The sequence below is a fragment of the Micromonospora citrea genome, from assembly GCF_049629545.1.
GTDB lineage: Bacteria > Actinomycetota > Actinomycetes > Mycobacteriales > Micromonosporaceae > Micromonospora > Micromonospora citrea_A.
The window spans coordinates 89,438-106,406 of record NZ_JBNADX010000003.1 but is presented as its reverse complement, the minus strand read 5'-3'; the positions used below and the strand labels follow the sequence as shown (position 1 = coordinate 106,406).

At 71.2% G+C, this 16,969-nt stretch carries 15 protein-coding genes and 1 pseudogene; 9 read left to right on the top strand and 7 right to left on the bottom strand.

What is annotated here, in order from left to right; genetic code table 11:
- Positions 1–62 precede the first annotated feature (62 nt).
- Positions 63–353: a 30S ribosomal protein S6 gene (rpsF, locus tag ACPFP2_RS04865; protein ID WP_088643630.1), complete on the bottom strand. Its 291-nt coding sequence runs from the start codon at positions 351–353 to the stop codon at positions 63–65.
- A 625-nt stretch (positions 354–978) separates the two neighbouring features.
- On the opposite strand from rpsF, the gene ACPFP2_RS04860 reads away from it, so the two are divergent.
- Together ACPFP2_RS04860 and ACPFP2_RS04855 are read left to right on the top strand one after the other, a co-directional pair.
- Positions 979–1,761: a deoxyribonuclease IV gene (locus ACPFP2_RS04860; protein ID WP_424086508.1), complete on the top strand. Its 783-nt coding sequence runs from the start codon at positions 979–981 to the stop codon at positions 1,759–1,761.
- A gap of 5 nt (positions 1,762–1,766) precedes the next feature.
- Positions 1,767–4,076 carry a hypothetical protein gene (locus tag ACPFP2_RS04855; protein WP_424086507.1) on the top strand — a complete coding sequence of 770 codons (2,310 nt, stop codon included), beginning with the start codon at positions 1,767–1,769 and terminating at the stop codon, positions 4,074–4,076.
- Positions 4,077–4,120: 44 nt separating this feature from the next.
- Here the strand turns inward: ACPFP2_RS04855 and ACPFP2_RS04850 are convergent, their stop codons facing one another.
- Both ACPFP2_RS04850 and ACPFP2_RS04845 read right to left on the bottom strand, forming a co-directional pair.
- Entirely contained in the window at positions 4,121–5,623 is a 1,503-nt protein-coding gene (locus ACPFP2_RS04850) for a glycosyltransferase family 87 protein (protein WP_424086505.1), read from the bottom strand.
- Positions 5,624–5,740: 117 nt separating this feature from the next.
- Positions 5,741–8,005, bottom strand: coding sequence for a transglycosylase domain-containing protein (locus tag ACPFP2_RS04845; protein ID WP_424086503.1), 2,265 nt, complete (start codon positions 8,003–8,005; stop codon positions 5,741–5,743).
- Between ACPFP2_RS04845 and ACPFP2_RS04840 the strand changes: the two genes are divergently transcribed.
- On the top strand, positions 8,004–8,552 hold the full coding sequence (locus ACPFP2_RS04840) for a hypothetical protein (protein WP_424086501.1): 549 nt from the start codon (positions 8,004–8,006) through the stop codon (positions 8,550–8,552). The two genes, ACPFP2_RS04845 and ACPFP2_RS04840, sit on opposite strands and share 2 nt — an antisense overlap.
- A gap of 130 nt (positions 8,553–8,682) precedes the next feature.
- Here the strand turns inward: ACPFP2_RS04840 and ACPFP2_RS04835 are convergent, their stop codons facing one another.
- Positions 8,683–9,138: a DUF5318 domain-containing protein gene (locus ACPFP2_RS04835; protein WP_424086499.1), complete on the bottom strand. Its 456-nt coding sequence runs from the start codon at positions 9,136–9,138 to the stop codon at positions 8,683–8,685.
- 174 nt (positions 9,139–9,312) lie between these two features.
- Between ACPFP2_RS04835 and ACPFP2_RS04830 the strand changes: the two genes are divergently transcribed.
- Together ACPFP2_RS04830 and ACPFP2_RS04825 are read left to right on the top strand one after the other, a co-directional pair.
- Positions 9,313–9,951 (top strand): PadR family transcriptional regulator, encoded by a 639-nt coding sequence (locus ACPFP2_RS04830; RefSeq protein ID WP_424086497.1) that lies wholly within the window; start codon positions 9,313–9,315, stop codon positions 9,949–9,951.
- Between the two features lie 23 nt (positions 9,952–9,974).
- Positions 9,975–11,054: an inositol-3-phosphate synthase gene (locus ACPFP2_RS04825; protein ID WP_424086495.1), complete on the top strand. Its 1,080-nt coding sequence runs from the start codon at positions 9,975–9,977 to the stop codon at positions 11,052–11,054.
- 63 nt (positions 11,055–11,117) lie between these two features.
- Here ACPFP2_RS04825 and ACPFP2_RS04820 read toward each other — a convergent pair whose 3' ends face one another.
- The 3 genes and pseudogenes from ACPFP2_RS04820 to ACPFP2_RS04810 all read right to left on the bottom strand — a co-directional run bounded on the left by ACPFP2_RS04820 (position 11,118) and on the right by ACPFP2_RS04810 (position 13,090).
- Positions 11,118–12,041: a hypothetical protein gene (locus tag ACPFP2_RS04820; RefSeq protein WP_424086492.1), complete on the bottom strand. Its 924-nt coding sequence runs from the start codon at positions 12,039–12,041 to the stop codon at positions 11,118–11,120.
- Positions 12,042–12,165: 124 nt separating this feature from the next.
- A complete protein-coding gene (locus tag ACPFP2_RS04815) occupies positions 12,166–12,645 on the bottom strand; it encodes a methylated-DNA--[protein]-cysteine S-methyltransferase (protein ID WP_424086490.1) in 480 nt (159 codons plus the stop codon).
- Between the two features lie 140 nt (positions 12,646–12,785).
- Positions 12,786–13,090 (bottom strand): annotated as a pseudogene (locus tag ACPFP2_RS04810) (hypothetical protein).
- A gap of 165 nt (positions 13,091–13,255) precedes the next feature.
- Here ACPFP2_RS04810 and ACPFP2_RS04805 point away from each other — a divergent pair.
- From ACPFP2_RS04805 to ACPFP2_RS04790, 4 genes are read left to right on the top strand one after another with little or no spacing between them, the layout of a single operon-like run.
- Positions 13,256–13,777: a SigE family RNA polymerase sigma factor gene (locus tag ACPFP2_RS04805; RefSeq protein WP_424086489.1), complete on the top strand. Its 522-nt coding sequence runs from the start codon at positions 13,256–13,258 to the stop codon at positions 13,775–13,777.
- Positions 13,774–14,850, top strand: a complete 1,077-nt coding sequence (locus tag ACPFP2_RS04800) for a TolB family protein (RefSeq protein WP_424086488.1) — start codon at positions 13,774–13,776, stop codon at positions 14,848–14,850. The genes ACPFP2_RS04805 and ACPFP2_RS04800 overlap by 4 nt, the downstream gene beginning before the upstream one ends.
- Positions 14,851–14,860: 10 nt before the next feature.
- Complete coding sequence (locus ACPFP2_RS04795; RefSeq protein WP_424086486.1) at positions 14,861–15,403, top strand: hypothetical protein; 543 nt, start codon at positions 14,861–14,863, stop codon at positions 15,401–15,403.
- A gap of 35 nt (positions 15,404–15,438) precedes the next feature.
- A complete protein-coding gene (locus ACPFP2_RS04790; protein ID WP_424086485.1) occupies positions 15,439–16,962 on the top strand; it encodes a flotillin family protein in 1,524 nt (507 codons plus the stop codon).
- The last annotated feature ends 7 nt before the right edge of the window (positions 16,963–16,969 follow it).

Sequence of the window (16,969 nt, the reverse complement as noted above, 5' to 3'; positions counted from 1 at the left end):
CAGGCTCTCAGAACCCTCTGACAGCGCCGATGAGGCTGATCCGGGCGAACCGGGTTGAATGCTTAGCGCATCTCCGGCCGGATGACCTTGGTGCGCAGCACGGACTCGTTGAGCCGAAGCTGACGGTCCAGCTCAGCCACCGCCTCCGGCGTCGCCTGGAGGTCGACCACGGCGTAGATGCCTTCGGCCTTCTTGTTGATCTCGTACGCGAGGCGCCGGCGGCCCCACACGTCCGTCTTCTCCACCGAGCCACCCGCGGTCCGGATCACGTTCAGGTACGTGTCGAGCGACGGGGCGACGGTGCGCTCCTCGAGACTGGGGTCGAGGATCACCATGACTTCGTAATGACGCAAGACGTACTCACCTCCTGTGGGCTAGGCGGCCACGGTCCTTCCGTGGCAGGAGGTCTGCGTCGTGGCCCGCTCCCAACCGGGGGGACCCGGCCGGACGCGGACAACCGGACCAGGATACCCGGTCCGGACGATCATGCCCGGGCAGGTGGTGACGGCCGGTCCGGACGCGGCGACAGGGGCCCGCGTCGGCTCCCGAAGGCCGGCGGCGGACCCCTGTCCACGAGGCCGCGGGGCGTCCCGTCCGCATTCCTTGGGTGGGACCTGGGGAGGAACGACCACACCGATGAGGTTGGATCGAGGACGCCCCGCGGAGCTTCATCCTGTTGTTATCTGACGGTACAACGACTCTCGTACCCAGATGGTGGAATTGCAACTATTCGTCCGAGATTCTGTCGTCGAGTGATGACTCGGCGGAACGGGTCCCGCCCCCGACGTGCCGGGCCGCACGACGGGGGTGACCCGCATCGGGATCGACCGCCACGGCTGCGGCCGCTGGATCCGGGAGAGCCGAACGTCGATCCCACCCGGCTCAACGACCACCGGCCCGCACGGTGACGCGGCGAGCGGCGGGACTCCCCCACGACCGTCACCCCAGGCGTCGGGGATGCGACGTAGGCTCCCCTGCATGCGTATCGGAGCCCATGTCGACCAGGCCGACCCGCTGGCGGAGGCGGCCTCCCGTTCCGCCGGAGCGGTGCAGTTCTTCCTCTCCGACCCGCAGGGCTGGAAGGCCCCGAAACCGCGGGAGGACGCCGACCGGCTGCGCGCCGCCGACGTGGACCTCTACGTCCACGCCCCGTACGTGATCAACGTGGCCACGCTGAACAACCGGATCCGGATCCCCAGCCGCAAGCTCCTGCTCGGCCACGCGGCCGCCGCGGCCGAGATCGGCGCGAAGGGGCTGATCGTGCACGGCGGGCACGTCAACGCCGGCGACGACCTGGCCGTGGGCTTCGACAACTGGCGCAAGACCTTCGCGTACGCGGCGGAATCCGGCGGGTTCCCGCTCCCGGTGCTGATCGAGAACACCGCCGGCGGTGAGAACGCCTGCGCCCGGCGGCTCGACGCGCTGGCCCGGCTCTGGGACGCCCTCGGCGACCACGAGGTCGGCTTCTGCCTGGACACCTGCCACGCCCACGCCGGTGGCGAGGAACTGCTCGACCTGGTCGACCGGGTCAAGGCCATCACCGGACGGATCGACCTGGTGCACGCCAACAACTCCAAGGGCGCCTTCAACTCCGGTCAGGACCGGCACGACAACCTGGACGGCGGCACCATCGACCCGGACCTCGTCGTCGCGGTGATCCGGGCGGCCGGCGCGCCGGTGATCGTCGAGACACCCGGCGGCGCAGCGGGACAGGCGGCGGACATCGCCTTCCTGCGGGAGCGACTCGGGACGGGGGTCTGAGCCGGATGACCACCGACACGACCGACGGCGGCCAGCCGGCCGGGCAGACCGACGGACCGGACGGCCGGGGCACCACCCCCGACGCCGACACCACGCACACCGACCCGCAAGCCGCCGCCGCGTCCGGCGACGCGGTGGCAGCCCCGGCCGCCCGCCCGGACAGTCCGGCGGAGACCACCGGCAGCGGCGGAGGCCCGGGTCCGGGCACGGGCACGGGCACGGGCCGGCTCGCCGCCGGCAGCACGGCCGGGGACCCCACCGGGGCCACCCGCCCGGACGACACGACCGACGCCACGGGCACCACACCACCCGCTCCCGCCCCGCAGAAGGCCGCCTCCGCCCCGGAGAGGGCCACCGCCACCGCGGAAGAGGCCGCCGGAGGCACCTGGAAGGCCGCCTCCACCACGGCGAAGAAGGCCGCCGGAGGCGTCGCCGCAGGGGACAGCACCGAGGCCGGTGACGACACGGACGGCGACAAGGCCGCCGGGTCCGAGGCCGCCGAGGGTACGAAGGCCGACGCGGAGAAGAAGGACGGAGCGGCAGACCCCTGGTCGGCGTTCGCGCCCGCCCCGGAGCCGGTCCCCGGGCGTCCCCGTCGCGCCGCGCGGACGGTCGGCCGGCTGCTCGTGCACGAGTGGACGCTCGCCGCCCTGGCCGCACTGGCGCTCGCCGCCGCGCTGACCTGGCCGACGCTGCGCTACCCGCTCTACACCCTGCCGCAGGACTACTGGGACCCGAGCCTTCAGGCGTGGCAGATGGCCTGGTCCGGGCACGCCCTGCGGACCGAGCCGGGCCAACTGTTCCACTCGAACACGTTCTTCCCGGAGGCGTGGAGCTTCGCCTTCTCCGACATGCTGCTCGGCTACGCGCCCGCCGGCATGATCGGCACCGGCCCGGAGGCGGCGGTGCTGCGCTACAACATCATCTTCGTGCTGGCCCACGCGCTCGCCACGTTCGGGGCGTACGTGCTGGCCCGTCAGCTGGGGGCGGGTCGGGCCGGCGCGGCGGTGGCCGGGGTGAGTTACACCTACGCCCCGTGGCTGCTCGCCCAGGCGGGTCACCTGCACATCGTCTCCAACGGCGGCATCCCGCTGGCGCTGGCCATGCTGGCCCGGGGGCACGGCTGGTCGCTGCGCCACGGCTACCGGCCGGAACGCCGGCACACCGGCTGGACGCACGCCGGTTGGTTGGTGGCCGCCTGGCAGCTCAGCCTGGGCTTCGGGATCGGCCTCGTGTTCGCGTACGTCCTCGCGGGGATCGTGCTGGTCGCGGCGGTGACCTGGTTCCTGCGGCGGTACGTGCTCCGGCCGGTCAAGCGCCCGTTCGGGACCCGCCTGCTCGTCGCCGACCTGATCGGCGGTCTGACCTTCGCCGGTGTGGGCGTGCTGCTGGCGATCCCGTTCTTCAAGGTGGCCGAGCTGCACCCGAACGCCGAGCGCACGCTCGGCGACATCGGCGTCTACTCGCCGCCGGCGATCGGCTTCCTCACCGCGCCGCCCGAGTCGCGGATCTGGGGCGCGCTGCACGAGGGGGCCCGGGAGACGCTGCCCTGGCACCCGGAGATGACCCTGCTGCCGGGCTTCGTGCTCTACGCGCTGGCCGCAGGTGGCCTGTTCGTCTCGGTCTGGCGGCTGCGGCACCGACTGCTGCTGCTCGCCGGTGTGCTGGTCGCCCTGGTGCTGGCGATGGGCACCCGGTTCTTCGACGGCACCTTCACCTACGCGCCGCTCTTCGAGCACCTGCCCGGCTGGAACGGCCTGCGCACCCCGGGCCGGTTGATGCTCTGGGCCACCCTGCTGCTCGGCCTGCTCGCGGCCGGTGCGGTCACCGCCTTCTCCGAGCGGGTACGCGAACTCACCGCCGAGGGGCCCGCCGCCCGCCCGTCGCCCTGGCTGCGTGCCGTCGCCCTGCTCCCGCTGCTGCTGGTGACGGTCGAGGGGTTGAACGTCACGCCGCACCCGGTGGTGCCCGAGCAGCCGGTGGCCATGCGTACGGTGGACGGCCCGATGCTGGTGCTGCCGAGCGGCCAGAACCTGGACCAGCCGGTGATGCTCTGGACGACCAGCCGGTTCCAGGACGTGGTCAACGGCGGCAGTGGCTTCACCCCGACGCAGCTCGACGAGGTGCGCCGGGTGACGCTCGCCTTCCCCGACCGGACCAGCGTCGACTACCTGCGGGTCCTCGGCGTCCGCAACGTGGTGCTGCTGCGCGGCCAGATCGTCGGCACGCCGTGGGAGGTCACCGTGGACGCGCCGGTCAACCAGCTCGGGATCACCCGCGAGGAGATCGGCGACGCCGTCGTGTTCCGTCTCTGAGCCGCTGCCGGTGGGGTACCGGATCGTCCGGGACTTGCGCGTCGTCAGGGGCTGGCAGGCACCGGCTCGGTGGCCGCGGGCCGGTGGCGGCGATCGGCGAGCCAGGGGACGTCGGGGGCGCCGTCGAGGACGCCGCCGTCCGGGTCGTCGGCGTACGTGCGGCGCACCGCGTCGCGCTCGGGGTGCAGGATGTCCCGGATCACCAGCACGCAGAGCAGCACGACGGTGCCGAGCCGCAGCGTCGCCGCGAGCACGAAGACCCCCTCGGGGAAGACGGGCCGGCTGGTGGCCGCGCCGAGCAGTTCGCCGTAGAACGCGGTGAAGTAGCCGATCTCGGCGATCTGCCAGGCGATGAAGGCGCCCCACCGGGGGCGGGCCAGCACGGCCAGCGGCAGCAGCCAGAGCACGAACTGCTGCGACCACACCTTGCTGAAGATCAGGAACGCGGCGACCACCAGGAAGGCGAGCTGGGCCAGCCGGGGGCGGCGGGGCGCCAGCAGCGCCAGCGCGGCCACGCCGAGGCAGGCCAGCGCGAAGAGGGCGTACGACAGGTAGTTCAACGTCGGGATGTTGACGTTCAACCACTGGAACGGCCCCTGGTCGCCGGGCACGCCGGTGTTCACCTTGCCGTCCAGGTACCGCCCGATGTACCAGAGCGTGCCCCAGTCGATGGGCCGTTCGGTGTTCAACTCGAAGAACCGGTTCCAGTTCTCCCGGTACGGGATGGCCACCGGCAGGTTGACCAGGACGAGAGCCGCCAACGCGGTGCCGAGGGCGGTCAGCGCGGCACGGAGCCGTCCGGCGCGCAGGGCGAGCACCAGGATCGGCCCGAGCAGGAACAGCGGCCACATCTTGGCCGCGCCGGCGAGACCGAGCAGCACGCCGGCCAGCGCGGGGTGGCGGCGGGCCCAGGCGGCGAGCCCGAAGGCCGCCAGCCCGATGGCGAGGAAGTCCCAGTTGACCGTGGCGGTGAGCAGCAGCGCGGGCGCCAGCGCGAAGAGCGCGGCGTCCCAGGGTCGTCGTCGGCGCAGGGCCAGGATCATCGCGACGGTGGCCACCGCCAACGCGCTGAGCGTCAGGGCGTTGAGGTTGTAGAACCACCGGCCCTGGTTGATCTGCGGGTCGTCGACGCCGAGGGCGTGCACCGGCAGGCCCAGTGCGCCCATGAAGTAGCCGGTGAGCACCGGGTATTCGACGGGGTGGTCCCGGTAGGGGACCTTGCCCTCGTTGAGCCCTTCGGCGTAGTAGAGGGCGAGCACGTCGGTGTAGCAGAGCCGGGTGTACTGCACGTTGTTCTGCCAGGCGCCGTCCTGGCAGGGGGACTTCTGCACCCAGTGCAGCGCCAGGGTGAGGCAGGCCAGCGCCAGCACGATCCGGGTCGCCGTCCAGAACCGTCGCTCGCGGCCGGCGGGCCGGTCCAGCGCGACGGCGTGGTCACCGAGTGGGCCGCCGATGGCCTCGGAGACGCCGCGGACGAAGCCGTCGGACCGGGACGGGTGGTCGCTGCTCCCGGCGTCGTCGATGCCGGCCGTCGACTGGGTGCTCATGGAGAGGCATCCTGCCGTACCGCGGGGGTGTCCGTCCCCTCCCGGAGCGCAAGTTCCCGAAAAAGCCGTCGGCGGCCGGACGTGAGGTCCGGCCGCCGACGGCGGTGTCGCGTGGGGCTATTCGCGGATGCGGGGTGACAGTGTCGGCAGGAGCCCGCCCCCGTTGCCGCCACCGTCGTTGCCGCCACCTGGACCGCGCGGATCGGTCGGGGTGCCCGGGGTGGTCGGTCCCTGGTTGCCGCCGCCGTTGGGGTTCTGCGGGCAGAAGAGACCGAGCGGTCCGCAGTCCTGCGGTGGGCCGGGAGGCGGTTCCGGTGTGGGGATGACCCCGTTGCCGGCGGTGTCGTCACCGAAGTTGGCCGGGGGCGGGAACTGGAGCTTCTCCTCGCCCTTGAGCGCGCCGTCCATGATCCGCTCCCAGATGTCGCCCGGCATCAGGGAGCCACTGATGTTTCGGCCGTCCTTCATCTTGATGGCTTCCCGCTTGCCCTTGTTGCCCACCCAGACGGCGGTGGCGAGTTGCGGGGTGTAGCCGATCATCCAGGCGTCGCCGTTTTCGTTGGTGCCTTCGCGGAGCTCCCAGGTGCCGGTCTTCGCGGTTGCCTCACGGCCGTCGTCCAGTCGGTGGTTGACCTTGGCCGGGTAGTCCTTGAGCACGTCGTTGACGTCGGCGACCACGTCAGGGTTGATCCGCTTCAGCGGCTTCAACTGCTCGCCGCCGAGCTTTTCCCACTTGCCGGTGTCCTTGTTCTGCTTCTCGACAGAGACCAGGAAATGGGCCTTGTGGTAGACGCCCTTGTTGGCGAAGGTGGCGATGCCGTTGGCATGGTCGAGCACGGTGATCGGGTACTGACCGTAGGCGACCACGTGGTAGAAGGGGTCGGGTGCCAGGTCCTTCGGGTCGGCCTTGGTGAGGTCGTGCCCCTTCGGCGGGTTGACGTTGGTCTGCCACATCATGCTCACGCCGGCCTTCTTGGCCATCTCGACAATCTTGTCCGGACCGATGTCGAGGCTGACGTGGTAGAAGGGCACGTTGAGCGACTTCAGTGTCGACTCGCGCAAGGTGCAGGAGTCACCGCAGCTCGGGTTGTCGGTGCCAGCGTTACTGACCCTGAACTTCACGCCCTCGGGAGTGAAAGCCTTGCCCTTCCAGCGCGACTCGACCGACTTTCCGGCGTCGATCGCCGCAGCCAGGGTGTAGATCTTGAAGCTCGATCCGGGCGAGTGTCCGCCGGTGATGTTGCCCGCCGAGTCGGTGTTCTTGCCTGCGTAGTCGGTGCCGGTGCCGTCGTCACCGCCGTAGTAGCCGACCACCCGGCCGTTGCGAGGGTCGATCGAGACTGCAGCCGCCATGATGTTCTTGCGCGCGCCGTCCAACTCAGAGCCCTTGGTGCTGCGCTGGGCCGCCTTGATGATCGCATTCTGGACCTTCATGTCGATCGTCGTGCGGATCCGGTAGCCACCGCTCTTGAGCATGGTCGCGCAGAATGGCTTGCGGTCGCTGGCCTGCGCCTGGTCGTCGGTGCAGAGCTTCTTATCCCGCATCTCCGGCACCAGGTAGTTGATGACGTTGCCGATCGGGTTGTTCACCCCGAACTTCTGCCCGGCCCGCGACTCCTTGGGCGTCTGCAACGTCTTCTCCGGATATGCGGTGGGACGCTTCGGGCGCTCCGGCGCGTCCAGCCACCCCTCCTCGACCATGGAATTGATGACGTAGTTCCATCGGTCCTTGGCGGCAGTCGGGTTGACGGCCGGGTCGTAGCCTTGGTGACCACCAGGGGTGGGCTCCGGCTGCTTGATCAACGACGCCAGCACCGCCGCCTCGGCCACGTCGACCTTCGACACGGGCTTCCCGAAATACGCCTGCGCGGCTGCCTCGATGCCGTACGCGTTGCGCCCGAAGTAGATCGTGTTGAGGTAGTGCTCCATGATCTGGTCCTTGGTGAACTGATCGTTGAGCTTGGAGGCGACGATCGCCTCCTTTACCTTGCGACCGTAGGAGTCGTCCTTGAGGTTCTCGTAGGCGTTGCGGGCGTACTGCTGGGTGATCGTCGAGGCGCCCTGCTTGTCGCCACCGGTGAGGTTGTTCCAGGCGGCACGGGCGATGCCCTTGTAGTCCACACCCGAGTGCTCGTAGAAGTTCCGGTCCTCCGCCGCAGCCACCGCGTCCCGCATGTGTGGCGGGATCTGATTGATCGAGACGAAGGTGCGGTTCTGCTCGCCGACCTTGGCGATCTGCGTCTTGTTGTCACTGGCGTAGATGGTGGTCGCCAGCGGCAGGTCGATCTGGTTGGGGAGCACGACGTTGGTCGAGTAGTAGGTGAAGCCGATAACCCCGATGCCGGCGATCATGATGAAGACGGCGAAGCTGGCGATGAGCATGTTGGCGCGCTTGCGCTTCTTCGCCCGCGCCGCCGCAGCCGAGTTGTCCGGACCGCGACCACCGCGACTTCCGAGCCCCGGGCCACCCGGACCGCCGCCGGAGACCGGCGCGACACCCGCCCTGGCCACCGCCGCCCGCCCGCCGACAGAGGCCGAGCCGACGCTCGCCCGGCCACCGACCGCCGCCGCGCCGACGCTCGCCCGCCCGGACGAGCCGGGGGCCGGGGAGACCGGGACCGAGGCGCGTCCGGCGCCGGCGCGTCCGCCGGGCGCCGGGGACACCGGCACGGAGGCCCGCCCCGCACCGGCCCGCCCCACCGAGGCCGAGCCGGCCGCGCCGGGTTGGCGCGGCGGCACCGACGCCGAGGCCCGGCCGGTGGGCGCGCCGCCCGGGCCGACCGAGGCGCGGCCCGCCGGGGCCGCGCCGTCGTTCGAACCCGGTACCTGGGCCCGCGCACGCGGGGAACTGGGATCGCCGTACGAGTTCATTCCTCACACCCTGCCGGTCGCGGTGGGGCGCGGGGGCGCCGCCACCGGGTTGCCGTGAGTTGACACACGTGACGCCGCACCCCGCGGGGGCAGCGCCGCATCCGTACCAATCGGACCAATCGGGCCATCGAGCTGCCGGTCCGGGCACCCGGCGTCGACGACGCCGGAAAGGACCGGTCCAGCCAGGATCACCGTTGCGCCTCTCGCCTTCGCCCGTGGGCCGGGCCCGCACCGGGGGCGTTCACGCCCGCCGCACCCTGCTCCGACCCGCCCTCGGCCAGCCCGTCCCGGCCGAGCAGGAACTGCTCGACGAGATGGTTCCAGTCACAGCCGAGGCACACCTCCACCACGAAGACCTGGAACTCACGCAGCGTCATCGCCAAAGCGGGCAACTCGGCCAGGTTCCGTGCCTGTCCGGCGGACTGCTTGAGTTCGTCCCCGTAAATGTAGTGGACGTGGGTGAGGTTCTCGCTGCGACAGATCGGGCAGCGCTGCTCGGTCGGCTCGCCGTGGAACCGAGCCGCGTTCTTCAGGTACGGCGAGGCGTCGCAGACGTCGTACGTGCCGACCCGACCGGCGAGGAGTTCACGCAGCACCGCCCGCTTCTGGAGCGAGTAGTCCACCACCTGGCGCTGCGTACGCATGCGGTGAAGGGTACGCGGTCCGGACGGGCGAGGCGACCGCCGTCACGATCCGTGATGACGACACCCCGGAACGGGGGTTTGCCCTGATCGCGGGTGAGGTACTAACGTGCGATGTATCGGTCCGATACATCGAGACGGTTAACGGCCCTGTGCCGGGGGTAGGAAGGATGGCCCGTGCTCGAGCTAGCCATCCTCGGCCTCCTGCAGGAGTCTCCGATGCACGGTTACGAGCTCCGCAAGGAGCTGACCGCCAAGCTCGGAGCGATCCGGGCGGCGATCAGCTACGGCTCGCTCTACCCGACCCTTCGCCGGCTGCAGGCGGCGGGATGGATAACCGAAGCCGCCGAGACACCCGCGACCGCCGAGGAGGTTCCCGCGTTGACCAGCCGACGCGGTCGGGTGGTCTACAAAATCACCGCGGAGGGCAAGGAACGCTTCGCCCAGCTCATCGCACAGGCCGGGCCCGAGACGTACGACGACACGGGTTTCGGCGTGCACTTCGCGTTCTTCGCGCGGACCGACCAGGCGACCCGCCTGCGCATCCTTGAGGGTCGCCGCCGCACGATCGAGGAGCGTCGCGAAGGACTTCGTGACGTGCTGGGCCGGGCAGCCGAGCGCCTCGACGCGTACACCCTGGAACTGCAACGCCATGGGCTCGACGCCTGTGAGCGCGAGGTCCGCTGGCTGGAGGAGCTCATCGCCAACGAGCGCTCCGGCCGTGCCCCGACAGTCCCGCAGCCCGGGACGGCCGGCGGCCGACGAGACAACAACAGCCCGCCCCCGCCTGGAGAGTCCAGGACAGAGCGGCCGTGATGAAGAAGAAGGAGGCAGACGCTATGGGCTCCGTCCGCGTCGCCATCGTCGGTGTGGGTAACTGCGCCTCGTCCCTCGTGCAGGGCGTGGAGTACTACCGGAACGCCGACCCGAACGACCGCGTCCCGGGTCTCATGCACGTCACCTTCGGCGACTACCACGTATCGGACGTGGAGTTCGTCGCGGCGTTCGACGTGGACGCCAAGAAGGTGGGCATGGACCTCGCGGAGGCGATCGTCGCCAGCGAGAACAACACCATCAAGCTCTGCGACGTGCCGCCCACCGGCGTCAGCGTGCAGCGCGGCCCGACCTTCGACGGTCTGGGCCAGTACTACCGCGAGATCGTCGAGGAGTCGGACGCCGAGCCGGTCGACGTGGCCAAGGCGCTGCGTGACGCCCAGGTCGACGTCGTCGTCTCCTACCTCCCGGTCGGCTCCGAGCAGGCCGACAAGTTCTACGCGCAGGCCGCGATCGACGCCGGCTGCGCGTTCGTCAACGCCCTGCCGGTCTTCATCGCCTCCGACCCCGAGTGGGCGAAGAAGTTCTCCGACGCGGGCCTGCCGATCGTCGGTGACGACATCAAGAGCCAGGTCGGCGCCACCATCGTGCACCGCGCGCTGGCGAAGCTCTTCGAGGACCGCGGTGTCGAGCTGCTGCGTACGTACCAGCTCAACTTCGGCGGCAACATGGACTTCATGAACATGCTGGAGCGCAACCGCCTGGTCTCGAAGAAGATCTCGAAGACCCAGTCGGTGACCTCGCAGATCCCGCACGAGATGAGCAAGAGCGACGTGCACATCGGCCCGTCGGACCACGTGCCGTGGCTCGACGACCGCAAGTGGGCGTACATCCGGCTGGAGGGTCGTTCCTTCGGTGACACCCCGCTGAACGCCGAGCTCAAGCTCGAGGTGTGGGACTCGCCGAACTCGGCCGGTGTCATCATCGACGCCGTCCGGGCCGCGAAGATCGCCCTGGACCGGAAGATCGGTGGCCCGATCCTCTCGGCCTCCTCGTACTTCATGAAGTCCCCGCCGGTGCAGTACGCCGACCACGACGCGCACGCCGCCGTCGAGGCGTTCATCGCCGGCGAGGTCGAGCGCTGACGCGCTGACCAGCAGCACGGCCGAGGGCCGGGTCCGCACGGACCCGGCCCTCGTCGCGTACGGCTACTTCGCCCAGGACGGCTTGGTCCGCCGGGCCAGCTGCGCCCGCCGGTCCTCCGCCGCCAGTTCGCCGTTCGAGGGCAGGATCGACGGGTTGACGCTGCCGGACGCGACGACGAACGCGACCACGTCCAGGATCACGTGGGTGGTGCGCTGTGTGTAGACCGAGATGTAGTCGATGACGCTGCTGATGCCGGTGAGGAAGGCGTTCGACACGGTCTGGCCGGCCTGGAAGTTGATCGTCGAGAACGCCGGCGGACGTGGGCTGCGGTGCGGGAAGACCTGGACGAAGCCTGCCGCCAGCGCACCGGTCACGGTCAGGTTGCCGTGCACGGCGACGCCGTTGTAAACGAAGTCTCCCAGGTCGACGTCGATCGTCTGACCGGCCAGCAGCCGCCCCGAACTGTCCAGTTTGTCGGCGGGGTCGCCGATGCGGGCCCGGCCGGCGGCGGTCCGGGTGTCGATCACCCGCTGCGGCACGACCGGAACCAGCTCGTTCGAGTTGACGTTCGTCCGGACGTACTCGGCGAAGTTGTGCTCCATGGGCGGCAGGCCCGGGCTGGTGACCGCCCAGATCGTCCCGGAGGTGTCCATCGAGACCGAGCCCACCTCGGCCCTCCAGTCGATGCCCTTCCCGGTGGGGGTCAGCCGCAGGGCCGGACCGGACCTCGGGATGCCGTCCGGATCGGCCTCGACGTGGGTGTTCTCCAGCCGCAGGGGCGCGGAGGTGGCCGAGCCGCCGCGCAGCGTGGTGGGTGTGCCCGCCTCGTTGACCCGCCCCTGCAGCACGGGATCGCCCGGTGCGGCCCGGGCCGGGCCGGCGGCGGCCGCGCCCACCGCGGCGGTGCCGGCGAGGCCGACGGCGACGGTGCCCGCCCGACGCAGCAGGCGACGGCGGTCGACGACGCTGTCCTGATCCTTGTTCACGATGTCTCTCCCCGTGTGGTCCTGCCGGATGACGCCTCGGTCGTACCGGTGATCGAGGCATCCTGTGCCTCAAGCACGCGCGATCGGGCGATCAGGTTGCAGTCGGGGGCGGAAACTTTCAGATTCAGGACCAGGCGCGCCGCAACGCGACGCCGGCCTCCAACTCCAGCAGCTTCACCTTGCGTTCCACGCCACCGCCGAAGCCGACCAGCTTCCCGCCGGCCCCCACGATGCGGTGACAGGGCACGAGCACCGGGACCGGGTTGCGGTTGCAGGCCACCCCGACCGCCCGGGCGGCTCCAACATCGCCGACCAGCCGGGCCACCTCGCCGTAGGTGAGCGTCTCCCCGTACGGGATGCGCGCCATCTCCCGCCACACCGCGCGCTCGAACTCGGAGCCGCGCCGCGCCGCCACCGGCACCCCGAACTCGGTCAGCTCACCGGCGAAGTACGCGCGCAGCTCCACCACCGCCCGCCCGGCCAGCTCGTCACCGGGCTCGTCGACCGCCGACTCCACCCGGCCGAAGTGCGCGCCGCACACCGCCTCGTCGTCGGTGGCCACGGAGAACTCCCCGATCGGCGAGTCGAGCACGGTCCAGCGCATGCACCGATTCTTCCTCCGCTCGAGGCGGACCACCAGCGCGGCCTAACCGCAGGAAGCGGCCCACAGCGTGGGTCACCGCAGCACGCGTGTCGCCACAGCCGGGCGTCACCCCGGCCGCGACCGTCACCGCGGCGTCGCCGTCACAGCAGCACGCCTCCGACGCTGAGGCTGACCCCACCGGCCACGGCGAGCCAGATCAACCTGTTGGCCGGGTGTCGGTGGGGCGCGGCACCGAGAGGAAGAAGCCGAGCGGCATCAGGATCGGCGCCGCGACCAGCAGCGTCCGCACGCCGTCCGACGTGTCCGCCCGGTCGAGGTAGGGCAGGGCGACCAGGACCATCAGGACGAGGACACCGGCGTGCGCGTGGCCGGCGGTCCACAGCCCCCGCCGCACCGGGTTGGTGATGAGCAGGATCCCGGCAGTGGTGAGCGTGTCCGTCGACACCTCCGTACCTCCGTCTCGTCCCTGTCGGGCGGCATCCTGTGAACAGTCGAACGCCGACCGGCGTGACGGTCTCCGGGACGTACGGGACCGGTCGGCACGGCGGGATCTTCGCCGGCAAGGCAAAGTTCCGCCGCCCCCCGGCGTCAGTGGTACGGAGGTGGGCGGGTGACCGAGGTGACCGACGGGGAGTTCACCGCGTTCGTGACCGAGCGGGGTGACGCGCTGCTGCGCGTCGCGTACGCGCTCGCCGGCAGCCAGCACGCCGCCGAGGACCTGTTGCAGAACGCGCTGGCCAAGGCGTACGCCCGCTGGCCACGGATCAGGGGTGACGCCGAGCCGTACGTGCGGCGGATTCTCTACCACGACCAGGTCTCCGGGTGGCGGAGGCTGGCCCGGCGGCGGGAGGTGCCGGTGGCCGAGTTGCCCGAGCGGGCCGGCCGGCGTGACAGCGGCCACGACACCGACCTGCGGCTGCTGCTGGGGGACGCGCTGCGGACGCTGCCGCCCCGGCAACGCGCGGTGCTGACCCTCCGGTACCTGGAGGACATGAGCCTCGAACAGACCGCCGAGGTCCTCGGTTGCCGGGCGGGCACCGTCGCCAGCCAGGCATCCCGTGCGCTGGCCCGGCTCCGGGAACTGGTGCCGGCCTTCGACGACCTCGCCACCCGTCGGGAGGTGAACCGATGAGCAGGCCGATGGAGGACGCGCTGCGGGCGGCCGTACACGAACTTTCCGACCAGGTCCGGCCGGTGCCGGACCTGGCCGGTTCGGCCCTGCGTCGTGGACGGCGGTTACGGGCCCGGCGTCGTGCCACCGCGACCGGTGCGGCGCTGGTCGCGGTGATCGCGGTCACCGTGCCGTTCGTGCTGCTCCGACCCGCACCCGCCACCCGGGTCGCGATACCGGAACCGCAGCCGACCACCCTCCTGCACCCCGTGCCGGACACACGGTGGAAGGACGCGCCGCTGGTGCTGCCCGGCGGCTGGGTGGTCACCGGCGGGGTCCTCGACGGCTCCGGCCACCTCCTTGACCGCACCCGCGACCGCTACGTCCGCACCCAGGGGTACGACGAGGTGTGGCCAGCGCCGACCGGCACGGTCACCGCAGTGGCCGATGAGGACCGCCCCGGGCAGATCGGGCTGATCGACGCGCGGAAGGCGACCGTGCGCTGGTACCGCGCTCCGGGGTCCGATCCCCAGTGGTCACCGGACGGTCGCCGGCTGCTCCTGACCGGGCTTCGTCAGGACACCACCCAGTTCGGCCTCTTGGACCTCAACGGCAGATTCCAGCAGTACACGGTGGACAGGACGAAGTTCTTCTGTACCGACTACTGCGCCTTCACCTGGACGCGGGATGGGCGGGAGGTGACCCTCCCGCTGACCGACGCCTTCAAGGAACGGACCGAGAGCGCACGGCACCCCCGGTGGGGGGTGCAGTTCTTCTCCGCCGAGGACGGCCGGCCGACCCGGTTCGTGAAGATCCCCGGCGACCCGGCCGGACCGTGGGTCTGGTCGCCGGACGGCCGACGGGTGGTGGTGCAGGGCCAGCACGATCCGGTGCTCGTCGACGCCGCCACCGGGACCGTCGTACGGAAACTGCCGTCGGCGGACGTCGCCTGGGTCACGAACGACCGGCTTCTCTACCGGCGGCCGTACGGCAGCCGGGACGTCGTCCTTGCCGACCCGGAGGGCCGTGAGCGGGAACGGCAGCCGCTGCCCCGTGAACTGGTCGAACTCAACGTGACGGTGGCGCCACGTTGACCGCCCGAAGATGTTGCACGACGTCGATACGGTGCAGGTCGTGGCCACGGGGACCTTCATCTTCCTGATCGTCGGCGGGGCGGGCGTCGCCGTGCTGGCGCTCTCGCTACTCGGCGCCGAACTGTTCCACTTCGGTCACGCCGACGTCGACGGGCCGGTCTCCGTCGAGGCGGTGGCCGGGTTCCTCGGCGCGTTCGGCTTCGGTGCCGCGATCGTCAACGAGCTGCTCGGTGGTCGTACCGCCGGGACGGTCGCGGTGGCGGTGGCCGGCGGCGCGCTCGCGGCCGTGCCCACCGCCTGGCTGGCGGCCCGCCTCAGCCGCGCCGCACGGGACATGCGCACCGACCCCACCCCCACCCGCGACGACCTGGTCGGCGCGCTCGGCCTGGTGGTCACGCCGGTGCCCGCCGCCGGTTACGGCGAGGTCCGGGTACGCGTCGCCGGCCAGCCGCTGAAACTCAACGCCCGCGCGGACCATCCGATCCCGGTCGGCGCGCAGATCTTCGTCGTGCAGGCGCTGAGCGAGACCAGCGTCCTCGTCGAGACCTACTGACCCCCTTCTCCTCCTCGCAGAGACGGAACCTGCCCATGCCCCTCGCCATCGCCATCGGCGGCGCGGTCCTCCTCGTCCTCGTCCTCGTGCTCTTCGTGCTCTCCCGGATCAAGGTCGCCGGTCCGAACGAGGCGTTCATCGTCACCGGCCGCAAGGGGCGGACGACGCAGACCGCCGACGGTGGCCGCTCCACCGACATGTCCGGGCAGAAGGTCGTGCTCGGCGCGTCCGTCTTCGTGCTGCCGGTGGTGCAGAAGCTCCAGTCGCTCGACCTGTCCAGCCGCCGCATCGACGTCGGCATCCGGGGCGCGGTCAGCAAGCAGGGCATCCGGGCCGACCTGCACGGCGTCGCCATCGTCAAGGTCGGCGGCACCGAGGACGCCATCCGCGCCGCCGCCCAGCGCTTCCTGCACCAGCAGGACGAGATCGACAACTTCACCCGGGAGGTGCTGGCCGGCGCGCTGCGCTCGATCGTCGGCCGGCTCACCGTCGAGGAGGTCATCCGGGACCGGGCGGCGTTCGCCAGCGCGGTCGCCGAGGAGGCCGAGCACTCGATGACCAACCAGGGCCTGGTGCTGGACACCTTCCAGCTCCAGGACATCCTGGCCGAAGGCTCCTACCTGCAGGACCTGGGCCGTCCGGAGGCCGCCCGGGTGCTCAAGGACGCGGCCATCGCCGAGGCGCGGGCCCGGCAGCAGGCCGAGCAGGAGCGGCTGCTCGCCGAGGAGGCGATCGCCGAGGCCAACCGGAACCTGTCGCTGAAGCAGGCCGCCATCCAGGCGGAGATCGACGCGGCGAAGGCGAAGTCCGCGGCGGCCGGGCCGCTCGCCCAGGCAGAGCGGGACCAGGCGATCCTCTCCGAGCAGCAGAAGGTGGCCGAGCGCAACGCCGAACTCAAGCAGCGCCAGCTCGACACGGAGGTGCGCAAGCCCGCCGACGCAGCCCGGTACAAGGTGGAGCAGGAGGCCGAGGCGGCCCGCAACGCGGCGGTGCTGAACGCCGACGCGCAGCGGCAGTCCGTCATCGCCGCCGCCCAGGCCGCGGCCGAGCAGTCCCGGCTCACCGGTGAGGGCGAGCGGGCCCGGCGGGCCGCGCTGGCCGAGGCGAACGCGATCGAGGGCGCCAAGGAGGGTGAGGCGGAGCAGCGCCGGCGCTCGGCGATCGCCGAGGCGGTCGAGCGGGAGGGCCAGGCCGAGGCCGCGGCGATCCTCGCCAAGGGGCAGGCCGAGGCGGACGCGATGGCGCGCAAGGCCGAGGCGTTCGCCGCATACGGCGAGGCGGCCGTGCTGGACCTGCTGGTCAAGGTGCTGCCGCAGGTGGTCGAGGCGGCCAGCGCCCCGATCGGCGCGATCGACAAGATGACCGTCATCTCCACCGACGGCGCGTCGTCACTGACGAAGTCGGTGGCCGGCAACGTCGCCCAGGGGCTCCAGCTCGGCAGCGACCTGACCGGCATCGACCTGGCCGGCCTGCTCGCCAGGCTGGGCTCGGCATCCGCGACGGGCGCGCCGGCCAACGGCAAGCCGCCCGTCGAGGGCACTGCGGTCGAGACCCGCTGACGGTACG

What these genes read in the sequence shown, in the direction of transcription:
- ACPFP2_RS04860 (WP_424086508.1), top strand. Translation starts at nt 979, where the DNA reads ATGCGTATCGGAGCCCATGTCGACCAGGCCGACCCGCTGGCGGAGGCG.
- ACPFP2_RS04855 (WP_424086507.1), top strand. Translation starts at nt 1,767, where the DNA reads ATGACCACCGACACGACCGACGGCGGCCAGCCGGCCGGGCAGACCGAC.
- ACPFP2_RS04850 (WP_424086505.1), bottom strand. Translation starts at nt 5,623, where the DNA reads ATGAGCACCCAGTCGACGGCCGGCATCGACGACGCCGGGAGCAGCGAC.
- ACPFP2_RS04840 (WP_424086501.1), top strand. Translation starts at nt 8,004, where the DNA reads ATGTTGGCGCGCTTGCGCTTCTTCGCCCGCGCCGCCGCAGCCGAGTTG.
- ACPFP2_RS04845 (WP_424086503.1), bottom strand. Translation starts at nt 8,005, where the DNA reads ATGCTCATCGCCAGCTTCGCCGTCTTCATCATGATCGCCGGCATCGGG.
- ACPFP2_RS04835 (WP_424086499.1), bottom strand. Translation starts at nt 9,138, where the DNA reads ATGCGTACGCAGCGCCAGGTGGTGGACTACTCGCTCCAGAAGCGGGCG.
- ACPFP2_RS04825 (WP_424086495.1), top strand. Translation starts at nt 9,975, where the DNA reads ATGGGCTCCGTCCGCGTCGCCATCGTCGGTGTGGGTAACTGCGCCTCG.
- ACPFP2_RS04815 (WP_424086490.1), bottom strand. Translation starts at nt 12,645, where the DNA reads ATGCGCTGGACCGTGCTCGACTCGCCGATCGGGGAGTTCTCCGTGGCC.
- ACPFP2_RS04800 (WP_424086488.1), top strand. Translation starts at nt 13,774, where the DNA reads ATGAGCAGGCCGATGGAGGACGCGCTGCGGGCGGCCGTACACGAACTT.
- ACPFP2_RS04795 (WP_424086486.1), top strand. Translation starts at nt 14,861, where the DNA reads ATGTTGCACGACGTCGATACGGTGCAGGTCGTGGCCACGGGGACCTTC.
- ACPFP2_RS04790 (WP_424086485.1), top strand. Translation starts at nt 15,439, where the DNA reads ATGCCCCTCGCCATCGCCATCGGCGGCGCGGTCCTCCTCGTCCTCGTC.